Origin of the sequence: Escherichia sp. HH41S (assembly GCF_009820115.1) — a bacterium.
Taxonomy (GTDB): Bacteria; Pseudomonadota; Gammaproteobacteria; order Enterobacterales; family Enterobacteriaceae; genus Escherichia; species Escherichia coli_F.
Map to the genome: position 1 here is coordinate 1 of NZ_VNXE01000009.1, position 20,480 is coordinate 20,480.

Annotated in this window: 19 protein-coding genes, 1 tRNA gene and 1 pseudogene; 11 read left to right on the forward strand and 10 right to left on the reverse strand. The window is 46.9% G+C overall.

Going from position 1 to position 20,480, the window contains the following annotated elements:
- The 5 genes and pseudogenes from FQZ95_RS02625 to FQZ95_RS02645 all read right to left on the reverse strand — a co-directional run.
- The coding region (locus FQZ95_RS02625; protein WP_202384086.1) for an AIDA repeat-containing protein at positions 1-1,060 on the reverse strand (1,060 nt) is incomplete at its 3' end.
- A gap of 64 nt (positions 1,061-1,124) precedes the next feature.
- Positions 1,125-1,244 carry a hypothetical protein gene (locus FQZ95_RS02630; protein WP_001131441.1) on the reverse strand — a complete coding sequence of 40 codons (120 nt, stop codon included), beginning with the start codon at positions 1,242-1,244 and terminating at the stop codon, positions 1,125-1,127.
- 265 nt (positions 1,245-1,509) lie between these two features.
- A pseudogene (locus FQZ95_RS02635) lies at positions 1,510-1,677 on the reverse strand (recombinase family protein); the annotation flags it as partial.
- A 319-nt stretch (positions 1,678-1,996) separates the two neighbouring features.
- Positions 1,997-3,451, reverse strand: a complete 1,455-nt coding sequence (ypjCB, locus tag FQZ95_RS02640; protein WP_160529861.1) for a YpjCB family protein — start codon at positions 3,449-3,451, stop codon at positions 1,997-1,999.
- Between the two features lie 751 nt (positions 3,452-4,202).
- Positions 4,203-4,278, reverse strand: a tRNA-Ile gene (locus FQZ95_RS02645).
- A gap of 559 nt (positions 4,279-4,837) precedes the next feature.
- Here FQZ95_RS02645 and FQZ95_RS02650 point away from each other — a divergent pair.
- From FQZ95_RS02650 to csiR, 7 genes are all read left to right on the forward strand, one after another.
- Entirely contained in the window at positions 4,838-7,090 is a 2,253-nt protein-coding gene (locus FQZ95_RS02650) for an alpha amylase C-terminal domain-containing protein (protein WP_160529862.1), read from the forward strand.
- Positions 7,091-7,424: 334 nt separating this feature from the next.
- Positions 7,425-8,402: a glutarate dioxygenase GlaH gene (glaH, locus tag FQZ95_RS02655; RefSeq protein ID WP_104918303.1), complete on the forward strand. Its 978-nt coding sequence runs from the start codon at positions 7,425-7,427 to the stop codon at positions 8,400-8,402.
- A gap of 19 nt (positions 8,403-8,421) precedes the next feature.
- Positions 8,422-9,690, forward strand: a complete 1,269-nt coding sequence (lhgO, locus tag FQZ95_RS02660; RefSeq protein WP_160529863.1) for an L-2-hydroxyglutarate oxidase — start codon at positions 8,422-8,424, stop codon at positions 9,688-9,690.
- Between the two features lie 22 nt (positions 9,691-9,712).
- The gene (gene gabD / locus FQZ95_RS02665; protein ID WP_046081156.1) at positions 9,713-11,161 is read left to right on the forward strand and encodes an NADP-dependent succinate-semialdehyde dehydrogenase; all 1,449 of its coding nucleotides are present in this window, start codon (positions 9,713-9,715) and stop codon (positions 11,159-11,161) included.
- Positions 11,162-11,174: 13 nt separating this feature from the next.
- Positions 11,175-12,455, forward strand: a complete 1,281-nt coding sequence (gene gabT / locus FQZ95_RS02670; protein WP_105277767.1) for a 4-aminobutyrate--2-oxoglutarate transaminase — start codon at positions 11,175-11,177, stop codon at positions 12,453-12,455.
- 326 nt (positions 12,456-12,781) lie between these two features.
- Positions 12,782-14,182, forward strand: coding sequence for a GABA permease (gabP, locus tag FQZ95_RS02675; protein ID WP_001295173.1), 1,401 nt, complete (start codon positions 12,782-12,784; stop codon positions 14,180-14,182).
- Between the two features lie 20 nt (positions 14,183-14,202).
- Positions 14,203-14,865: a DNA-binding transcriptional regulator CsiR gene (gene csiR, locus FQZ95_RS02680; protein ID WP_039021934.1), complete on the forward strand. Its 663-nt coding sequence runs from the start codon at positions 14,203-14,205 to the stop codon at positions 14,863-14,865.
- Here the strand turns inward: csiR and kbp are convergent, their stop codons facing one another.
- Together kbp and FQZ95_RS02690 are read right to left on the reverse strand one after the other, a co-directional pair.
- Positions 14,866-15,315 (reverse strand): potassium binding protein Kbp, encoded by a 450-nt coding sequence (gene kbp, locus FQZ95_RS02685; protein WP_000522415.1) that lies wholly within the window; start codon positions 15,313-15,315, stop codon positions 14,866-14,868.
- A gap of 83 nt (positions 15,316-15,398) precedes the next feature.
- Positions 15,399-15,557: a YqaE/Pmp3 family membrane protein gene (locus FQZ95_RS02690; protein WP_000508177.1), complete on the reverse strand. Its 159-nt coding sequence runs from the start codon at positions 15,555-15,557 to the stop codon at positions 15,399-15,401.
- A gap of 182 nt (positions 15,558-15,739) precedes the next feature.
- Between FQZ95_RS02690 and FQZ95_RS02695 the strand changes: the two genes are divergently transcribed.
- Together FQZ95_RS02695 and ygaP are read left to right on the forward strand one after the other, a co-directional pair.
- Positions 15,740-16,039 (forward strand): ArsR/SmtB family transcription factor, encoded by a 300-nt coding sequence (locus tag FQZ95_RS02695; RefSeq protein ID WP_160529864.1) that lies wholly within the window; start codon positions 15,740-15,742, stop codon positions 16,037-16,039.
- A gap of 9 nt (positions 16,040-16,048) precedes the next feature.
- Positions 16,049-16,573, forward strand: coding sequence for a thiosulfate sulfurtransferase YgaP (ygaP, locus tag FQZ95_RS02700; RefSeq protein WP_160529865.1), 525 nt, complete (start codon positions 16,049-16,051; stop codon positions 16,571-16,573).
- Between the two features lie 46 nt (positions 16,574-16,619).
- On the opposite strand, the gene stpA is transcribed toward ygaP, so the two are convergent.
- On the reverse strand, positions 16,620-17,024 hold the full coding sequence (gene stpA, locus FQZ95_RS02705; protein ID WP_039021933.1) for a DNA-binding protein StpA: 405 nt from the start codon (positions 17,022-17,024) through the stop codon (positions 16,620-16,622).
- Positions 17,025-17,691: 667 nt separating this feature from the next.
- Here stpA and alaE point away from each other — a divergent pair.
- A complete protein-coding gene (alaE, locus tag FQZ95_RS02710) occupies positions 17,692-18,141 on the forward strand; it encodes an L-alanine exporter AlaE (RefSeq protein WP_000492661.1) in 450 nt (149 codons plus the stop codon).
- Between the two features lie 36 nt (positions 18,142-18,177).
- Here the strand turns inward: alaE and FQZ95_RS02715 are convergent, their stop codons facing one another.
- Positions 18,178-18,522: a DUF2002 family protein gene (locus tag FQZ95_RS02715; protein ID WP_000281320.1), complete on the reverse strand. Its 345-nt coding sequence runs from the start codon at positions 18,520-18,522 to the stop codon at positions 18,178-18,180.
- Positions 18,523-18,673: 151 nt separating this feature from the next.
- Here FQZ95_RS02715 and FQZ95_RS02720 point away from each other — a divergent pair, with 151 nt between their 5' ends.
- A complete protein-coding gene (locus tag FQZ95_RS02720) occupies positions 18,674-19,003 on the forward strand; it encodes a DUF883 domain-containing protein (RefSeq protein WP_001295174.1) in 330 nt (109 codons plus the stop codon).
- Positions 19,004-19,058: 55 nt separating this feature from the next.
- Here FQZ95_RS02720 and pdxR read toward each other — a convergent pair whose 3' ends face one another.
- On the reverse strand, positions 19,059-20,393 hold the full coding sequence (gene pdxR / locus FQZ95_RS02725; RefSeq protein ID WP_105282299.1) for a MocR-like pyridoxine biosynthesis transcription factor PdxR: 1,335 nt from the start codon (positions 20,391-20,393) through the stop codon (positions 19,059-19,061).
- Positions 20,394-20,480: the final 87 nt, after the last annotated feature.

Genomic DNA, 20,480 nt, shown 5'->3' on the forward strand with positions numbered 1-20,480 from the left:
TCGCATCAGCTTTAGCATTCGTTAAAACTGACATTGTTCCTTTATCTTTAATAACCGTCTTGTTTGCCGAACCATATGCGTTTATGTCTAAATGACCACCGTTTTCCAGCAACACATTATCTGCCACGTAATTGTGGATGGAGAATGCACCTTCACTATTCGTACCGCTCACCGTCGTACCGTTAGTGTTTGTTTTTAAAATTGCACCATCGTGCTGGGTAACATTTGTTGCCGTACCACCACTAACATCAAGCACGCCACCGGAATAAATTTCAATAACATCCGAGGTGCTGGTGTAATCAACAATTTGCGTACCTCCAGAATAGATCTGAGTATATTTTGCCGTTGACTTATTATTCAAAGACTGAGTTCCACCTTCAATCGTCGTGTCCAGCGCATGGCTTTCATATACTCTTTGCTCACCGCCATTTTTAATGGTGGTTGTTTCTACTGTGCTCTGTTCAACATACTGTCGACCACCATTTATGGTTGTGTTCGTTGCCAGACTTCCTTGCGTGATGTCCTGAGAGCCAGACTTATTTATCGTTGTACTGTCGACATGCCCCTGAGTTGTTACTCGTTGGCTGCCACCATCAATGATTGTTCCATTCGCAGTCCCCCCACTTATGTGTGAATTACCCCCCTTAATTGTCGTTCCATTGCTGATACCACCTGTATAAACGTCCTGATTGCCACTCTCGATTATCGTACCTGTGGAAATACCCCCGTCATGAATTGTCTGTCTGCCCCCGTTAATGGTTGTATTATTAGCCTGCCCCACAAAATTGTAATGACCTCCTACATCTTGATATCCACCAGATTCAATAAGACTTCTATTAGATACCCCGCCATAAACATCCTGATAACCGTGGTTGATAATATGAGTGTTATTTGTTGTACCTCGTTCATCCACTCTTTGGACGCCATCTACAGTCTCATCGTTTACCACGCCAATAACGGTTGAAGTAAAAGCTGCCATCCCTGGTGGGGCATATATCAAAGCAGATATCAATAAGGAAAGTACTGAGCGGCGAAAATAATAGGGACTGGTCCTGTTCATAAATTTCATCCTCTGAAAAGTGAATACTGAGTAGCGTTTAAGCAACCTTAGCTCTGCTGCAACATCAGCCCACAGGCACCAGACCAGGGGATTCATCCTGAAGAGACAGCGCAAGTGTATTGTGTTCACCGCTCATCAAAGACATCATGATGAAATGATGATATTCCGCATAAGAAAGAGGCATTTTTTAAACGCAGTGCGCTGAAGTGTGGTTGGATAAAAAAGTCAATCTATTCAGGAAATACGGGCGTATTCTTTTCTTTCGACATTGAAGCCGTCGGAAAAATAAAATGATTTACATAATCGTTTCTGATGAATATCTTTTGCTCACATAAAAATCACACAATAATATTGAGATTGCAGATTGTTTTACTTTTACAGCTTTCGTCCACCCATTGTTGGGCAAATATTGGTAGAGTCAGAGCACAAAAGTTAATACCACGTTCTCACAGCTCCTCCAACAGCACGGCAAGATGCCGCATACTGCGCCCCAGTCGGTTCAGTTTACAGACTAGCAGTGCGTCCCCTACCGATAATGTCCTGAGCCGTTTGTTCTGTCCGGGCCTGCTGCCACGGTTATGCGCTGAAGTGGTAACTCTGAGCACGCAGTTCTTCAGTCAGGCGTGGTGCACCGTCACCCTATTATTGCTGGGTAAGATCAAAAAAACTTTCAGGCAGCTAAGGAAAGTTGAACCAGACATTAGATGAAATATTTCAACCAATTACAGCACCAGTTCAGACACCGAAAACTCATCAAATAAATCAAGGGGTTACGTGAAAGCATAGCCCCTTTTACTTTGGTAGTGACAGCAACATGGATGCAGTGTGAAGAATAATCCCGTTTACTCAATCAATAATACATATTATTTCAATCTACGTTATTATCTCTTTGTAAAAATCGCCATTTATTTATCATTGAAAACTGCTTTTAGAACTTTATACAAGGGGCCTAGTCACAACAGGACTATTCTCAACGGGCTCATCCTCAGAGGAACTATCATCAAAGTCATCATCCATAGATGAAATACCATCGAATGGTGCCACGCCCGTGATTATTTTTATTTTTTTATTACGATCAGATAAGACTCCATTTAAACCGTTTTCGCTCACAGGCTTTAATGATTTTTCATAACTCTCATTGTTAGCAGGCGTATTAAAAATACACGGAGTATCAACATCAAACAATGACGTTCCCCAGCTCACATATTTAATATCATAGTTACTGAAGTTCTGTCCAGAAAAGAAGCACCCCTTAAAGTCCAATCCACCTAAATTATATAACCCCCCCTCTTCTTTTGGGAGAGTAATTTTAATTCTGGCTATCTCCCAGACAAAATTGCCATTTTTGTATTTGAATACCGTTTCAAGATCTCCTCCAGACAGCTTGACTTCTGGAAATAATTTGAAATTAAACCCTACATTATTATGTGTCAACGTAGATGAACAAAAGATGGAAAAAGCTTGCAGTGCTGAATTATAGCTATCGATTTTATCTTGAGGCTGCGCTCTTGGTAAAAACTTATAGCAACACTCATAAAAATTAAGTAGAAACTCTGATGACCTTCCATTTTTATCAAATAATACCCGCTGAAAATGCTGCACAAACTTATTCGTTTTTTCTTGAATATCTATGGTGTGTTCCTTTGACTCTAACAAAGATGAATCCTGTTGAAGTGCATTGCTCATCTGGTTGAGGAACAACTGCATTTCTTTCAACTTATCTCCATAGTGACCTTTAACTTGCTGAGAATTTTTAGTTACAGTTGAAACCTTATCTGTGTGGTTTTCATATAAATTAGGTGATTCCATACAGTCATTTGGCGGCGTTTCTGAAATAACACTACGCGTTCTACCTGGCTGAAGTGAAGCAACATGAAAATCACTTTTTCTTATATTGTCGAATAGGGTCTGTTCATTTCTCTTAGCGCATTCAATAAACTGATCAACATTATTTTTATTAGATGACAGGTTAATTTCAGAAACCGCATTTTCTTTGTTCTCCAGCTTTAGTTTAACGAGAAGGTCTTCCCACACCGTTTTTTTTAAAAATACGACGTCAGGCTCACCATCAGCAACTAACTCTTGATTATTATCAAAGTGTACGTTGTATACTTTTAATTTATTTTCATTAGCATCATATTTAATACGTTTTAATTGTTCTCCGGCTCCCATAATGATAAAAGCATTGCCTTCATGATATTTACATTCAGACATCATTTTTTGTAAAATTTCAAGAGCACCGTTATACGTCCCTGAGGCAGCTTCTTTACAAATTAATTTTATAATACTATAAGCTAGTAACTCGATGGATTTAGAAGATTTTCTTTCATTACAATTTCCACTATTTATAAATGTGCTACTGTTAATTTCGTTGCTTTTACTAACTAACATTGTCTTTTCCTCAGTTAATGTCTACATGACTATTTTTAATGTTATTATTGTTTGTCACTATAAAAAATCGCTCATTTGAGACAATTGCTGGCATTAACAGCTTCATATGCTATACATGGTACTTTTAATTAATTTAGCACAGGAATGTTAAATTTAATAAACAAAAGGTTATTTCGCTGTATGATAAAAACCACCCGTTATAATTTATTTGTGAAAATCGTTTTTCGAGTATTAGAAATTTATATCTAAATAGCGTTGATTAATGAGCAAAGCCAGACTCCTGTAACGCTCACAAGACTCTTCTGCATGCGACGGCGGTTCTAGTCAGTAGTAGATGTTTAAGGCGTGGCAGAGACATTTCATCCTTACTCTACGGCATTGTTCTACATACATTGGTCGTGGTACTCACTCAGCATAAGTGAGCGAACAGAGAATAGTTCAGTGATTTGAGTAATTAACCTGATTAAATGAATGGGTATAATAAATGATAATACTCTGGCTTTATCGTTAATTACTTAATTCCACATGTAAGCAATTTGCCCGCTTGGCATAGCGGGCATTTTTTCCAGGTACTTTTGAATGAGTACTGATGGATAAATACATTGCAGTGGCGTGCCACGTACCAAAACACCAGCCCTCATTCGAAACCACCCACCACACTTCTTCCTTGAAATGGCGTTAGTCGTGAAATATAGACCGCCATCGAGTACCCCTTGTACCCTTAACTCTTCCTGATACGTGAATGCTGATATGGTGGCCCTTGCTGGACTTGAACCAGCGACCAAGCGATTATGAGTCGCCTGCTCTAACCACTGAGCTAAAGGGCCTTGAGTATGCAATAACAATACTTATAAACCACGCAATAAACATGATGATCTTATGATGTAAATAACAGATTTTTATGCGTTCTCATTCATCCTGGGTCGTCATTACCTGCGACATAAAACCCGACACCGCTTCCATTCACAAAGTCGATACTCTCAGTCAACAAGCAAATGCTAATACTTAGCACTATTTATAGTTACCATCGATTCAATGATAGTTTGTAATGATTTTGTATCTAATAATATAACTTTATTACATTAGCTGAAGAGTTTTCGCATCATTATGATATCTGTTACTTTTCACCCCATAAAAATAAACTTCATATAGCAATATATTCTTTCATAGATCTTATTCTGCTAATCATTAGTTTCGTATGAGCGATTTTTGACAGTTGCCTCTCCAGACCACATCGATAATTAAAAAAACAGATTTAAGCATTATCCTTTTCCATATAAATATTGGATAAAAGTAGGACATCTGTTTGCAATTACTTTCACAACAATTAAACATTTTTATGTTTCCGTATACACCATATTACTCTACCATTAGAGGAACTTTATTATGTTTTCTATAAAACCAGGACCAAGAAATTTACCTATCGACAACCCCACATTGTTATCATGGAACATTACTGACGGGGTTCTAAATTCCAAATTAAATACATTAGAATATCTAAACTGTATAACAAATATTATTAATTCTTGTGGAGTTTATCCTCAGGATTTAAAAGACAGAGAAATTATATCAACTTTTCACGCAGAAAAAGTCATTAATGATCTGTTAAAAAACGATTATAAAATTTCCCTTTTTCCAGATACAACTTACCGAGAGTTGAATAAAGCAGCACAGCGTAGCATTACAGCGCCAGACAGGATAGGAGAAGGAAAAACATGGGTTTATCAACGAGATACAATGATTGAAAGAGGTGATAACAGCGGTGTTCATCAGTATGGTCCAGCTGAACATTTCACTCACATTATATCTGACAAACCGTCTCCAAAAGATAAGTATGTTGCATATGCTATTAACATTCCTGACTATGAACTGGCAGCTGATGTATATAATATTAACGTAACGTCACCTTCCGGCCAGCAAGAAACATTTAAAATATTAATCAATCCAGAACATCTACGGCAAACACTTGAGCGTAAATCTCTTACTGCTGATCAGAAATCACAATGTGAAATCATCACACCCAAAAAACCTGGCGAGGCGATTCTTCATGCTTTTAATGCCACCTACCAGCAAATCAGGAAAAATATGGCCGAGTTTGCACGTTGCCATTATGGTTATATACAAATCCCTCCCGTAACAACTTTCCGCGCCGACGGACCAGAAACACCTGAAGAAGAAAAAGGTTACTGGTATCACGCTTATCAACCCGAAGATCTTTGTACCATCCATAATCCAATGGGAGATTTGCAGGATTTTATCGCATTGGTTAAAGATGCCAAAAAATTTGGCATCGATATCATTCCTGATTATACATTTAACTTTATGGGGATCGGAGGAAGTGGTAAAAATGATCTGGATTATCCCTCTGCCGATATACGAGCGAAGATTAAAAACGATATAGAAAGTGGTATCCCTGGCTATTGGCAAGGTCAGGTCTTGATTCCCTTTATTATAGATCCAGTAACAAAAGAACGTGACCAAATCCATCCAGAAGATATACATCTCACTGCAAAAGACTTCGAAGCAAGTAAAGATAATATTTCTAAGGATGAATGGGAAAACCTCCATGCATTAAAAGAAAAGCGTTTAAATGGAATGCCTAAAACAACACCCAAAAGTGACCAGGTTATTATGTTGCAAAATCAATACGTTCGTGAAATGCGAAAATATGGCGTACGAGGTTTACGTTATGATGCAGCAAAACACTCAAAACATGAACAAATAGAGAGGTCGATAACCCCACCGCTTAAAAATTATAATGAGCGGTTGCACAATACAAATTTATTTAATCCAAAATATCAAAAAAAAGCTGTTATGAATTACATGGAATACCTGGTAACTTGTCCGTTAGATGAACAACAAATGTCATCGCTGCTTTATGAAAGAGATGATTTAAGCGCCATTGATTTTTCATTGCTCATGAAGACGATACAAGCCTTTTCATTCGGTGGAGATCTCCAAACCCTTGCATCAAAACCGGGTTCCGCAATCTCAAGCATCCCATCAGAAAGACGGATATTGATTAACATCAACCACGATTTCCCTAACAATGGTAATCTTTTCAATGACTTTTTATTTAACCATCAGCAAGATGAACAATTAGCAATGGCATATATGGCCGCTCTCCCGTTCAGCAGGCCTTTAGTTTACTGGGATGGTCAGGTATTAAAATCAACGACTGAGATTAAAAATGATGATGGGTCCACTCGTGTCGGCGGTGAGGCGTGGCTTAATAAAGGTTGCTCTACCTATCAGCAGCTCTACAATGAATTCCACGCATTATATATAGATAAAGAAGGAATATGGAGCGCATTTGAGGGTGTATTTGCAACTAAAAATGTTCTGGCCTTTAGTCGTGGGGATTCTGTGAACATTAATCACTCTCCTCATGATGGACTAGTTATAATAAATAAAGGAAACGAAGAAGTTGAAGGTACCTGGCCTAACAAATTGCAACCAGGAATATATAAAAACATGGGGAGTAATAGCGTTACCATTAATAATAATAATACACGCAAAAGTATTCCCCCAGGTAAAGTATTTACGCTTAGAGGCGGAGCTCTAAATATCAATATTCCTGGGCGCAGCGCTCTTCTTTTAGGGAAAACAGGAGAACCGCCGAACTATTTCTATTTGTAATTTAATGTTATATCTGCCCCGCTAAAACGGGGCAGATGATATGTTTAGTTTACTAACGGTCATTTTGCAGTGAAGCCATTTACTGTTTTTTATCGACCAGATAATCTGTTCTCGGATGGTAGCTCTCCCTAACCTGTTGCTTTAGTTATTCATTTCCTGTCTCCTTTGCCTTAATACCCTACATTAAATGTTACTAATTTGTTGCTTTTGATCACAATAAGAAAACAATATGTCGCTTTTGTGCGCATTTTTCAGAAATGTAGATATTTTTAGATTATGGCTACGAAATGAGCATCGCCATGTCACCCTACATCTCATAAGAGGATCGCTTCTGATGAATGCACTGACCGCCGTACAAAACAACGCTGTCGATTCAGGCCAGGACTATAGCGGATTCACTCTCATCCCGTCGGCGCAATCCCCGCGTCTGCTGGAACTCACCTTCACCGAACAGACGACCAAACAGTTTCTCGAGCAGGTTGCCGAATGGCCCGTGCAGGCGCTGGAGTACAAATCGTTTCTGCGCTTTCGGGTAGGCAAAATTCTTGACGACTTGTGTGCTAATCAGTTGCAACCGCTACTGTTGAAGACGCTGCTAAACCGCGCTGAAGGTGCGCTGTTAATTAATGCGGTAGGTATCGATGATGTCGCGCAGGCAGATGAGATGGTAAAGCTGGCAACGGCGGTGGCGCATCTGATTGGTCGCTCAAATTTCGACGCCATGAGTGGTCAGTATTACGCGCGTTTTGTGGTGAAAAATGTCGATAACTCAGACAGCTATCTGCGTCAGCCGCATCGCGTAATGGAGTTGCACAACGACGGCACCTACGTCGAAGAGATCACTGATTACGTGCTGATGATGAAAATCGACGAGCAAAACATGCAGGGCGGCAACTCGCTGCTGCTGCATCTCGATGACTGGGAACATCTGGAACACTATTTCCGCCACCCGCTGGCGCGTCGCCCAATGCGTTTCGCCGCGCCGCCGAGCAAAAACGTCAGCAAAGATGTTTTCCATCCGGTGTTCGACGTTGATCAGCAGGGCCGCCCGGTGATGCGCTATATCGACCAGTTCGTCCAGCCGAAAGACTTCGAAGAAGGCGTGTGGTTGAGCGAGCTTTCGGACGCCATTGAAACCAGCAAAGGCATCCTGTCTGTGCCCGTTCCCGTTGGCAAATTCCTGTTGATTAACAATCTGTTCTGGCTGCACGGTCGCGACCGCTTTACCGCACACCCGGATCTGCGTCGTGAACTGATGCGCCAGCGCGGCTATTTCGCTTACGCCACTCACCACTACCAGACGCATCAGTAAGCGCAAAGGAATTGAGCGGATGTATGATTTTGTGATTATTGGCGGCGGCATCATTGGCATGTCGACCGCCATGCAACTGATTGATGTCTATCCGGATGCCCGCATTGCGTTGCTGGAAAAAGAGTCCGGCCCGGCCTGTCACCAGACGGGCCACAACAGCGGCGTGATCCATGCCGGGGTCTATTACACACCCGGCAGCCTGAAGGCGCAGTTTTGCCTGGCGGGAAACCGCGCCACCAAAGCCTTTTGCGATCAAAACGGCATTCGCTACGACAACTGCGGCAAGATGCTGGTCGCCACGTCTGAACTCGAAATGGAACGGATGCGCGGCTTATGGGAACGCACGGCGGCGAACGGTATCGAGCGCGAGTGGTTAAACGCCGAGGAACTGCGCGAGCGCGAACCGAATATCACCGGGCTTGGCGGCATTTTTGTGCCGTCCAGCGGCATCGTCAGCTACCGCGAAGTAACGGCGGCGATGGCAAAAATCTTCCAGGCCAGAGGCGGTGAGATTATTTATAACGCCGAAGTCAGCGCCCTCAGTGAGCATAAAAACGGCGTGGTGATACGGACCCGTCAGGGCGGTGAATATGAAGCATCGACGCTGATTAGCTGTTCCGGGTTAATGGCTGACCGGCTGGTGAAAATGCTCGGCCTCGAGCCGGGCTTTATCATCTGCCCGTTTCGTGGAGAGTATTTCCGCCTTGCCACGGCGCATAACCAGATTGTTAACCACCTGATTTACCCCATTCCCGACCCGGCAATGCCATTTTTAGGCGTTCATCTCACCCGGATGATCGACGGCAGCGTGACCGTCGGGCCAAACGCGGTGTTGGCTTTTAAACGCGAAGGCTATCGCAAGCGCGACTTCTCATTTAGCGACACGCTGGAGATTTTGGGCTCGTCGGGGATTCGCCGGGTGCTGCAAAACCATCTACGCTCAGGACTGGGCGAGATGAAAAACTCGCTGTGCAAAAGCGGCTATCTGCGGCTGGTGCAAAAGTATTGTCCCGGGCTTTCGTTAAGCGATCTCCAGCCCTGGCCCGCCGGTGTGCGTGCGCAGGCAGTATCGCCGGACGGTAAGCTGATTGACGATTTTCTGTTTGTCACTACCCCGCGCACGATCCACACCTGCAATGCGCCCTCCCCGGCAGCGACATCAGCAATTCCTATTGGTGCGCATATTGTCAGCAAGGTACAAACGCTGTTGGCAAGCCAGAGTAACCCCGGACGCACGCTGCGAGCGGCACGTAGTGTGGATGCCTTACACGCCGCCTTTAATCAATAACCTTTGAAAACAGGATGTAGCGATGAAACTGAACGACAGTAACTTATTCCGCCAGCAGGCGTTAATTAACGGGGAGTGGCTGGACGCCAACAATGGCGAAGTCATCGAGGTCACTAATCCGGCAAACGGCGACAAGCTGGGTAGCGTACCCAAAATGGGCGCAGATGAAACCCGCGCCGCTATCGACGCCGCCAACCGCGCCCTGCCCGCCTGGCGTGCCCTTACCGCCAAAGAGCGCGCCAACATTCTGCGTAACTGGTTCAATTTGATGATGGAGCACCAGGACGATTTAGCGCGCCTGATGACCCTCGAACAGGGTAAACCGCTGGCTGAAGCGAAAGGCGAAATCAGCTACGCCGCCTCCTTTATTGAGTGGTTTGCCGAAGAAGGCAAGCGTATTTATGGCGACACCATTCCCGGTCATCAGGCCGATAAACGCCTGATTGTTATCAAGCAGCCGATTGGCGTTACCGCCGCTATCACGCCGTGGAACTTCCCGGCGGCGATGATTACCCGTAAAGCCGGTCCGGCGTTGGCGGCAGGCTGCACGATGGTGCTGAAGCCCGCCAGTCAGACGCCGTTCTCTGCGCTGGCGCTGGCAGAGCTGGCGATTCGCGCGGGCATTCCGGCTGGCGTATTTAACGTGGTCACCGGTTCGGCGGGCGCGGTCGGTAACGAACTGACCAGCAATCCGCTGGTGCGCAAGCTGTCGTTTACCGGCTCGACCGAAATTGGCCGTCAGTTAATGGAACAGTGCGCGAAAGACATCAAAAAAGTGTCGCTGGAGCTGGGCGGCAACGCACCGTTTATTGTCTTTGACGATGCCGATCTCGATAAAGCCGTGGAAGGCGCGCTGGCCTCGAAATTCCGTAACGCCGGGCAAACCTGCGTCTGCGCCAACCGCCTGTATGTGCAGGACGGCGTGTATGACCGCTTTGCCGAAAAATTGCAGCAGGCGGTGAGCAAACTGCACATCGGTGATGGGCTGGAAAAAGGCGTCACCATTGGGCCACTGATCGATGAAAAAGCGGTAGCAAAAGTGGAAGAGCATATCGCCGATGCGCTGGAGAAAGGCGCGCGCGTGGTTTGCGGAGGCAAAGCGCATGAACGCGGCGGCAACTTCTTCCAGCCGACCATTCTGGTGGATGTTCCGGCCAACGCCAAAGTGTCGAAAGAAGAGACGTTCGGCCCCCTCGCCCCGCTGTTCCGCTTTAAAGATGAAACCGATGTGATTGCGCAGGCCAATGACACCGAGTTTGGCCTTGCCGCCTATTTTTACGCCCGTGATTTAAGCCGCGTCTTCCGCGTGGGCGAGGCGCTGGAATACGGCATCGTCGGTATCAATACCGGCATTATTTCCAATGAAGTGGCCCCGTTCGGCGGCATAAAAGCCTCGGGGCTGGGTCGTGAAGGTTCGAAGTATGGCATCGAAGATTATTTAGAAATCAAATACATGTGCATCGGTCTTTAACTGGAGAACGCGAATGAGCAGCAATAAAGAGTTAATGCAACGCCGCAGTCAGGCGATTCCCCGTGGCGTTGGGCAAATTCACCCGATTTTCGCTGACCGCGCGGAAAACTGCCGGGTGTGGGACGTTGAAGGCCGTGAGTATCTTGATTTCGCGGGCGGGATTGCGGTGCTCAATACCGGGCACCTGCATCCGAAAGTGGTTGCGGCGGTGGAAGCGCAGTTGAAAAAACTGTCGCACACCTGCTTCCAGGTGCTGGCCTACGAGCCGTATCTGGAGCTGTGCGAGATTATGAATCAGAAGGTGCCAGGCGATTTTGCCAAAAAAACGCTGCTGGTGACGACTGGTTCCGAAGCGGTGGAAAACGCGGTGAAAATCGCCCGCGCCGCCACCAAACGTAGCGGCACCATCGCCTTTAGCGGCGCGTATCACGGGCGCACGCACTATACGCTGGCGCTGACTGGCAAGGTGAATCCGTACTCTGCTGGGATGGGCCTGATGCCGGGCCATGTTTATCGCGCGCTTTATCCTTGCCCGCTCCACGGGATCAGTGAAGATGACGCTATCGCAAGTATTCACCGAATTTTTAAAAATGACGCGGCGCCGGAAGATATCGCCGCCATCGTGATTGAGCCGGTTCAGGGCGAAGGCGGTTTCTACGCCGCGACGCCAGCCTTTATGCAGCGTTTACGTGCGCTGTGTGACGAGCACGGGATCATGTTGATTGCCGATGAAGTGCAAAGCGGCGCGGGGCGTACCGGCACGCTGTTTGCGATGGAACAAATGGGCGTGGCACCTGATCTCACCACCTTTGCGAAATCGATCGCAGGCGGTTTCCCGCTGGCGGGCGTCACCGGGCGCGCCGAAGTGATGGACGCTGTCGCTCCGGGCGGCTTAGGCGGCACTTATGCGGGTAACCCGATTGCCTGCGTCGCGGCGCTGGAAGTGTTGAAGGTGTTTGAACAGGAAAATCTGCTGCAAAAAGCCAACGATCTGGGGCAAAAGCTGAAAGACGGATTGCTGGCGATCGCCGAAAAACACACTGAGGTAGGCGACGTTCGCGGGCTGGGGGCGATGATTGCTATCGAGCTGTTTGAAGGTGGCGATCACAGTAAACCGGACGCCAAACTCACCGCCGACATCGTGGCGCGCGCCCGCGATAAAGGCCTGATTCTTCTCTCCTGCGGCCCGTATTACAACGTGCTGCGCATCCTTGTCCCGCTCACTATTGAAGATGCTCAGATCCGTCAGGGTCTGGAGATCATCAGCCAGTGTTTTGATGAGGCGAAGCAGTAGCACCGCACCCATGCCGGAGGCGACGCTTTGCGTCTTGTCCGGCCTACGGAAATGTAGGTCGGATAAGGCGTTTACGCCGCATCCGACATTCGGCGCACCATGCCGGAGGCGACGCTTCGCGTCTTGTCCGGCCTACGAGAATCCAGGTCGGATAAGGCGTTTACGCCGCATCCGACAATCTGTACGTGAACAGGAATAAATCTATGTCGGCCGGATAAGGCGGAGCCGCTCTCCGGCAAAAAGAACCAATAACAATTACACGCGTGACCCGACGCGGGAAATGTCGGGGCGCTCTCCCAAGTGACACACTTTCGAGAGGATTCAGGATGGGGCAATCATCGCAACCACATGAGTTAGGCGGCGGGCTGAAGTCACGCCACGTCACCATGTTGTCTATTGCCGGTGTTATCGGCGCAAGTTTGTTTGTCGGTTCCAGCGTCGCCATCGCCGAAGCGGGCCCGGCGGTATTACTGGCCTATCTGTTCGCCGGATTACTGGTAGTTATGATTATGCGGATGCTGGCAGAAATGGCGGTTGCCACGCCCGATACCGGCTCCTTTTCCACCTATGCCGATAAAGCTATTGGTCGTTGGGCGGGTTATACCATCGGCTGGCTGTACTGGTGGTTTTGGGTACTGGTTATCCCGCTGGAAGCCAACATCGCCGCCATGATCCTGCACTCGTGGGTTCCAGGCATTCCCATCTGGTTATTTTCCCTCGTCATTACCCTCGCCTTAACTGGCAGTAATTTATTAAGCGTTAAAAACTACGGCGAATTTGAGTTCTGGCTGGCGCTGTGCAAAGTCATTGCCATTCTGGCATTTATATTCCTTGGTGCAGTCGCAATTAGCGGTTTTTATCCATATGCCGAAGTGAGCGGGATCTCAAGATTGTGGGATAGCGGCGGCTTTATGCCCAATGGCTTCGGTGCGGTATTAAGCGCGATGTTGATCACCATGTTCTCGTTTATGGGCGCAGAAATTGTCACCATTGCCGCCGCGGAATCCGACACGCCGGAAAAACATATTGTCCGCGCCACCAACTCGGTTATCTGGCGTATTTCTATCTTCTATTTGTGCTCTATTTTTGTCGTCGTGGCATTAATACCGTGGAATATGCCGGGGCTGAAAGCCGTTGGATCTTATCGCTCGGTTCTGGAATTGCTCAATATTCCCCATGCGAAATTAATCATGGACTGCGTGATATTACTTTCCGTAACCAGTTGCCTGAACTCGGCGCTGTATACCGCTTCCAGAATGCTCTACTCCTTAAGCCGTCGCGGTGATGCTCCCGCGGTAATGGGTAAAATCAACCGCAGTAAAACCCCGTATGTGGCGGTATTACTCTCCACCGGCGCGGCATTTTTAACGGTGGTGGTGAATTATTACGCGCCTGCGAAAGTGTTTAAATTTCTGATCGACAGCTCCGGCGCTATCGCCCTGCTGGTTTATTTAGTCATCGCCGTTTCACAATTGCGGATGCGCAAAATTCTGCGAGCAGAAGGAAGCGAAATTCGCCTGCGGATGTGGCTTTATCCGTGGCTCACCTGGCTGGTAATCGGCTTTATTACCTTTGTGTTGGTAGTGATGCTATTCCGCCCGGCGCAACAGTTAGAAGTGATCTCCACCGGTTTATTAGCGATAGGGATAATCTGTACCGTGCCGATTATGGCGCGCTGGAAAAAACTGGTATTGTGGCAAAAAACACCCGTTCATAATACGCGCTAATAATGATCAGGAGTCACACCATGACCATTACGTCTCTGGATGGCTATCGCTGGCTGAAGAACGATATTATTCGCGGTAATTTTCAACCGGATGAAAAATTACGGATGAGTGTGCTGACATCGCGTTATGCTCTTGGTGTTGGGCCGTTGCGGGAAGCCCTTTCGCAACTGGTGGCGGAACGACTGGTCACGGTGGTGAATCAAAAAGGGTATCGGGTGGCGTCTATGTCAGAGCAGGAGCTGCTCGATATTTTCGACGCCCGCGCCAATATGGAAGCGATGCTGGTCAGTCTGGCGATTGCCCGCGGTGGCGATGAATGGGAGGCAGACGTTCTCGCAAAAGCGCATCTGCTGAGTAAGCTGGAAGCCTGTGACGCCAGTGAGAAAATGCTTGATGAGTGGGATCTGCGTCATCAGGCGTTTCATACTGCAATTGTGGCGGGCTGTGGTTCTCACTATTTGCTGCAAATGCGTGAACGGTTGTTTGATCTGGCGGCGCGCTATCGATTTATCTGGCTGCGGCGAACAGTGCTTTCGGTGGAAATGCTGGAGGATAAACGCGATCAGCACCAGACCCTGACTGCGGCGGTACTGGCGCGAGATACCGCGCGCGCCAGTGAGTTAATGCGCCAGCATTTACTGACGCCAATTCCCATTATCCAGCAGGCAATGGCTGGCAATTAACTACTCTTCAGGAATACGCAACACTTGCCCCGGGTAAATTTTATCCGGGCTTTTTAGCATCGGTTTATTCGCTTCGAAGATTTTATTGTACAGATTGGCGTTACCGTAGACCTGTTTGGAAATGGCACTCAGAGTGTCGCCAGACTTAACGGTATAAAACTGGCTGGCAGTGGCTGGTGTCGCCGTTTTCACCTGATCATCGACACTGGCAATACCGGAAATATTCCCCACCGCAACAAGGATTTTCTCCTTCGCCTCCTGACTTAAGCCGTCACCAGTGACCGTCGCTTTGCCGTCGGCAATTTGAATATTCACTTTATCGGCATCAGGTATACCGGTTTTGTTCAAATGCTCCTGCACCTTCTTCGCCTGATCGTCTTTATCGTGCTGACCTGTAACCGCGTCCCAGAGTTTTTCTCCGGCATCTTTCACAAAATTGAACAGACCCATAGCTACCTCATTCGTTAACGGAAACACTCAGAAAGTGTAGCAGAGGAACGCGGCGCGTTAACGCCGCGGGGGTGAGGACAGGTTTAATCGCGGGTTTGCACCCAGAACGCGTGAATCAAACCGGGGATATACCCAAGCAGTGTCAGCAGAATATTAATAATGAACGCCCAACCGAACCCTTTACCGAGCAGCACGCCGAGCGGCGGCAGAATGATGGTGATGACGATTCTCCAGAAACCCATATGTACTCCCTATAAGAAAATTACTCATTGTTTAAAAAGAGATTTTATCTCTTAAGCGTAGTAATTTTAGCGGAGCCTGCCAGTTTCAGCTTACGCTTTTACTCTCATTTACGCTGCTGATGCTGGCATATGTTGTATTTTTAGTTTAGAGTTTACTTAACTTAGAAAACACTTAAATAACTATGACTGAACTCGCGCAATTACAGGCCAGTGCCGAACAGGCAGCGGCCTTATTGAAAGCAATGAGCCACCCTAAACGGTTGCTGATTCTGTGCATGCTTAGCGGTTCCCCCGGTACCAGTGCGGGAGAGCTGACGCGCATTACCGGACTAAGTGCCTCTGCAACATCACAGCATCTCGCTCGTATGCGGGACGAAGGGCTTATCGACAGCCAACGGGATGCCCAACGCATTCTATATTTCATTAAAAATGAGGCGGTAAATGCCATTATCGCCACCCTGAAAAATGTCTATTGTCCGTAAGGAGTCACTATGGCTTTGACAACCATTTCGCCGCACGGTGCACAAGAATTAATCGCACGCGGCGCAAAGTTAATCGATATTCGTGATGCTGATGAATATCTTCGTGAACATATTCCTGAAGCAGATCTGGCTCCATTATCCGTGCTCGAACAGTCAGGTCTTCCGGCTAAATTACGTCGCGAGCAAATTATATTCCACTGCCAGGCAGGTAAACGCACCAGTAATAACGCCGATAAATTAGCAGCGATTGCCGCCCCCGCAGAAATTTTTTTACTCGAAGATGGGATTGATGGCTGGAAAAAAGCAGGATTGCCAGTAGCGGTAAATAAATCTCAACCCTTGCCGTTAATGCGCCAGGTGCAGATCGCCGCGGGTGGTTTAATATTAATCGGTGTTGTACTGGGTTATACCGTAAATAGCGGTTTCTTCTTATTAAGCGGCTTTGTTGGTGCCGGGTTACTGTTTGCAGGAATTAGCGGTTTTTGTGGGATGGCAAGGTTGTTAGATAAGATGCCGTGGAACCAACAAGCTTGAGAAGCGACGCCGGACGCGCCATAGCAGCGACATCCGGCCTCAGTAATTAGATCAGGAAATCGTCGAGAGATTTACCTTCTGCCAGCGCCTGAGCGATTGGCTTCGGTGTACGGCCCTGACCGGTCCAGGTTTTAGTTTCACCGTTAACATCGGTGAATTTATATTTTGCCGGACGCGGCTGGCGTTTTTTACCAGCGCGTGGTGCAGCAGCAGAGCTATTACCCAATAAGTCTTCCGGGTTAATTCCGTCAGCTTTCATCAGCTCCAGCCAGGTACTAATTTTTTCCTGGCGCTCTGCCAGTTCACGCTGCTGCTGTTCTTCTTCTTCACGTCTTTCTTTAGTGACAACCCTGAATTTTTCGAGCATTTCTTCAAGAACGTCAATGGAGAATTCGCGAGCCATCGCACGGAGAGTGCGAATGTTATTTAAACTTTGTAACATTACGGACATAATAAAGAAAACCTTTTAACGCCAAAACAAAAAAGTATTTCGTCGCGTAGTGTAAGCGATCACTTATTATATTTCCACAAAATTTAATCTATTTACAGTCCTGCACGAGATTATTTCAGCTGTTATTTTCTGAAACTCTCAGAATAATTTCAAGATTATATATTAGCCAATTTGATGAGTAATTTCGGTTATTGGTGAACAGAGCGGCGCTCTCTGCTCGCTAATTCCGCAAGCCTGATAAAACCAAATTGAATAAAAATGCAATATATACAAATAAAAATAAACATCACTCACTGGTGCTTTCTGCTGTTAATGTACATTGTCTGGCATAAAAAATGCTGAAAATGACCCAGTCACTGCATACACCGAACTCTCTACGCTTATAGCGTTACCTTACCCCCAAACTTTCATTAGTGAAAATAAAGATACGTGCATATCTAATTGATTTAATTAAAAATAAATCATATCAGCATGTAAAAATCCACAATGTACAAAAAACGCGCCGCTACGGAATATTTTATCTACAAAAACAGATTAAATAAAAATTTTTCACTAATTGATTAGTCATAGCCAGCGATATACGCTATGCGAAAATGCAGATGGCAATGAGATCCACTGCTTTCATCTCTATTAACGTCCCATTACGCTTTTATTAAGGAGCATTAGCATGTTCTCACCGCAGTCACGCTTGCGTCATGCAGTTGCAGATACGTTCGCGATGGTTGTTTACTGTTCTGTCGTGAACATGTGTATTGAAGTTTTCCTCTCCGGAATGAGCTTCGAACAGTCTCTTTATTCCAGATTGGTAGCGATTCCGGTGAACATCTTAATTGCATGGCCATACGGTATGTACCGCGATCTGTTTATGCGCGCGGCACGCAAAGTTAGTCCGTCGGGCTGGGTAAAAAATCTGGCGGATATCCTGGCGTATGTGACGTTCCAGTCACCGGTGTATGTGGCGATCTTGTTAGTGGTGGGCGCAGACTGGCATCAGATTATGGCGGCGGTCAGTTCAAACATCGTTGTTTCGATGTTGATGGGGGCGGTTTATGGCTACTTCCTCGATTATTGCCGCCGACTGTTTAAAGTCAGCCGTTACCAGCAGGTAAAAGCCTGACCCTTCCTTTCGCGACTGGCATCGCCAGTCGCGTCTTTAACTGGCTTCGCCAAATAAACCATTCAAATAACGTTCAAGCGCAACACGCGAACTAAAGCCATGTGGGATACCGTAATGCTCATGACGTTCACCCGCTAAATAGAGCGGAAATTGCTGGTAATGGTCGCACGTTTTAATATCGGAAGCGGGTTCAGCCAGTGTTGAACTGCGTTCTTTTAATGTTGGATGAATTACCAGAGCGGTACGTCCCATTCGCGCTTCGCGATTAACATAGACATAATTTTCCCCACGGCGGTAACCATACGCTTTCTGAGTTACCACATCGACAGTAAAACCGACTTTTTCAAGTACGCGCGCCACCTCGTCTGGTCGTAAATACATATTTGATCCTCGTTATTATCAACCGCGGGCCTACCTTACCTGATTGCGCATTCACAACGCTTTCAGAAAAGTCCATAAAGCCGCGATGAACCTCAGTTAAGAAAATTATGGTCTACACTGAAAATTACATCGAATTCTAATGGGGGATCATATGTTTAACCGACCGAACCGCAACGACGTTGATGATGGCGTGCAGGATATCCAGAATGATGTCAATCAATTAGCTGACAGCCTCGAATCTGTATTGAAGTCCTGGGGCAGCGACGCCAAAGGGGAAGCCGAAGCCGCTCGTAGTAAAGCGCAGGCTCTACTGAAAGAAACCAGAGCGCGAATGCATGGTCGTACTCGCGTTCAGCAAGCCGCGCGCGATGCCGTTGGCTGCGCGGATTCTTTTGTTCGTGAAAGACCCTGGTGTAGCGTGGGTACAGCAGCTGCGGTTGGTATTTTTATCGGCGCACTGTTAAGCATGCGCAAATCGTAGTGCAACAATGATAATAAATACGCGTCTTGACCCCGGAACCTGATTTCGGGGTTTTTTAGCTTAAGGCTTTACGTAATTGTTGTGCTACCTGTCGCGCCATACCTTCGTTAACGATATTGGTAAACGAGAGAAGTAATCCACCTTCCCCACTTGAGCGGATACGCCAGTCGCTAAGTGCCTGCACCGCAAGGCCTGCAGCATTGGCTTTACGCGCATGGGCAATATCATCGCCCATCATTCTGATCACCATCTGGATACCACCTTTCTGCGGCACAACCTGAAATCCCTGCTGCGTCAACGCTTGCTCAATCCATTGCCGACGTTGAGCATAATGCTGACGCATTTTCTTCAGATGCCGCCAGAAATGCCCCTCGCGAAGAAAGTCTGCCAGTGTGTTCTGCCATAGAACAGGTACCGCACATGGAGCCAGTGACGCCTGGTGGCGGAATTGTGCAATTTGCTTCACCGGCACCACCAGCCACGCACAGCGCAATGCAGGAAATAGTGCTTTGCTGAATGTTCCGGCATAAATTACCCGCTGCGGTGCATCGAGACTTTTTAACGCCGGTAACGGCTTACCGTGATAGCGAAACTCACTGTCATAATCATCTTCAATAATCCATGCCTGACTACGCTCTGCCCATTCCAGTATCTGATGCCTGCGCGCTAAAGAGAGCGCCACACCCAGCGGGCTTTGGTGTGCTGGTGTTATCAGGGCAAAACACGCATCAGGATAATTTTGTATTCCGCTTGTGATATCCAGTCCGTTGTCATCAACCGGCACAGGCAAAATTTCCACACCGTGGCGAGTGACAATCGGGCGAATCAGTGGAAAGCCGGGATCTTCCATCCACATCCCGTTTCCCGGTTTCGCCAGCGCGTGCAGAATTAAAGCCATTGAGGCCGCATAACCGTGAGTGATAAAGACCTGCTCTGGCTGACAATCAATCCCACGTGAAACGCGTAAGTAATCAACTATTGCCTCACGCAACGCCGCCTCACCGCAGACATCGCCTAACGCCAAATCAAAGCGCGTCTGGGTACGAAGGCGACGCCCCATCACCCGCGCCCACAGCTCTCGCGGAAAGAGATCGAGTGCGGGTAATCCCATTTGAAATGGCAACGGTTGCTGACTTTCACCGGCAAAAGACACAACTTGTACAGTAGATTGTTGCGGATATATCTGCTCACTGACAAATGTGCCAGCCTGTCCCCGCCTGATCAGCCATCCTTGCGCCACCAGCTCAGCATACGCATTTTCGACAGTGGATCGAGACACCCCCAGTTCCTGCGACCAGGTACGACTTGAAGGTAGCCTTGCGCCGGGTTTCAGTTCCCCTTGCTCAATAGCCGTTTTTAACTGACGGGCGATATCCTGATAGCGCGGCATATGGTCTGCTTTTTTAGGTAATTTATGGCTCTCTTTAGCAGTCCATTATAGTGCTACATTGCGGGCGTTAATAAGAGGAGAAACTGT

What these genes read in the sequence shown, in the direction of transcription:
- FQZ95_RS02695 (WP_160529864.1), top strand. Translation starts at nt 15,740, where the DNA reads ATGACTGAACTCGCGCAATTACAGGCCAGTGCCGAACAGGCAGCGGCC.
- pdxR (WP_105282299.1), bottom strand. Translation starts at nt 20,393, where the DNA reads ATGCCGCGCTATCAGGATATCGCCCGTCAGTTAAAAACGGCTATTGAG.
- lhgO (WP_160529863.1), top strand. Translation starts at nt 8,422, where the DNA reads ATGTATGATTTTGTGATTATTGGCGGCGGCATCATTGGCATGTCGACC.
- gabD (WP_046081156.1), top strand. Translation starts at nt 9,713, where the DNA reads ATGAAACTGAACGACAGTAACTTATTCCGCCAGCAGGCGTTAATTAAC.
- stpA (WP_039021933.1), bottom strand. Translation starts at nt 17,024, where the DNA reads ATGTCCGTAATGTTACAAAGTTTAAATAACATTCGCACTCTCCGTGCG.
- csiR (WP_039021934.1), top strand. Translation starts at nt 14,203, where the DNA reads ATGACCATTACGTCTCTGGATGGCTATCGCTGGCTGAAGAACGATATT.
- ypjCB (WP_160529861.1), bottom strand. Translation starts at nt 3,451, where the DNA reads ATGTTAGTTAGTAAAAGCAACGAAATTAACAGTAGCACATTTATAAAT.
- FQZ95_RS02690 (WP_000508177.1), bottom strand. Translation starts at nt 15,557, where the DNA reads ATGGGTTTCTGGAGAATCGTCATCACCATCATTCTGCCGCCGCTCGGC.
- FQZ95_RS02720 (WP_001295174.1), top strand. Translation starts at nt 18,674, where the DNA reads ATGTTTAACCGACCGAACCGCAACGACGTTGATGATGGCGTGCAGGAT.
- ygaP (WP_160529865.1), top strand. Translation starts at nt 16,049, where the DNA reads ATGGCTTTGACAACCATTTCGCCGCACGGTGCACAAGAATTAATCGCA.
- glaH (WP_104918303.1), top strand. Translation starts at nt 7,425, where the DNA reads ATGAATGCACTGACCGCCGTACAAAACAACGCTGTCGATTCAGGCCAG.
- FQZ95_RS02650 (WP_160529862.1), top strand. Translation starts at nt 4,838, where the DNA reads ATGTTTTCTATAAAACCAGGACCAAGAAATTTACCTATCGACAACCCC.
- kbp (WP_000522415.1), bottom strand. Translation starts at nt 15,315, where the DNA reads ATGGGTCTGTTCAATTTTGTGAAAGATGCCGGAGAAAAACTCTGGGAC.
- FQZ95_RS02630 (WP_001131441.1), bottom strand. Translation starts at nt 1,244, where the DNA reads ATGCCTCTTTCTTATGCGGAATATCATCATTTCATCATGATGTCTTTG.
- gabT (WP_105277767.1), top strand. Translation starts at nt 11,175, where the DNA reads ATGAGCAGCAATAAAGAGTTAATGCAACGCCGCAGTCAGGCGATTCCC.
- FQZ95_RS02715 (WP_000281320.1), bottom strand. Translation starts at nt 18,522, where the DNA reads ATGTATTTACGACCAGACGAGGTGGCGCGCGTACTTGAAAAAGTCGGT.
- gabP (WP_001295173.1), top strand. Translation starts at nt 12,782, where the DNA reads ATGGGGCAATCATCGCAACCACATGAGTTAGGCGGCGGGCTGAAGTCA.
- alaE (WP_000492661.1), top strand. Translation starts at nt 17,692, where the DNA reads ATGTTCTCACCGCAGTCACGCTTGCGTCATGCAGTTGCAGATACGTTC.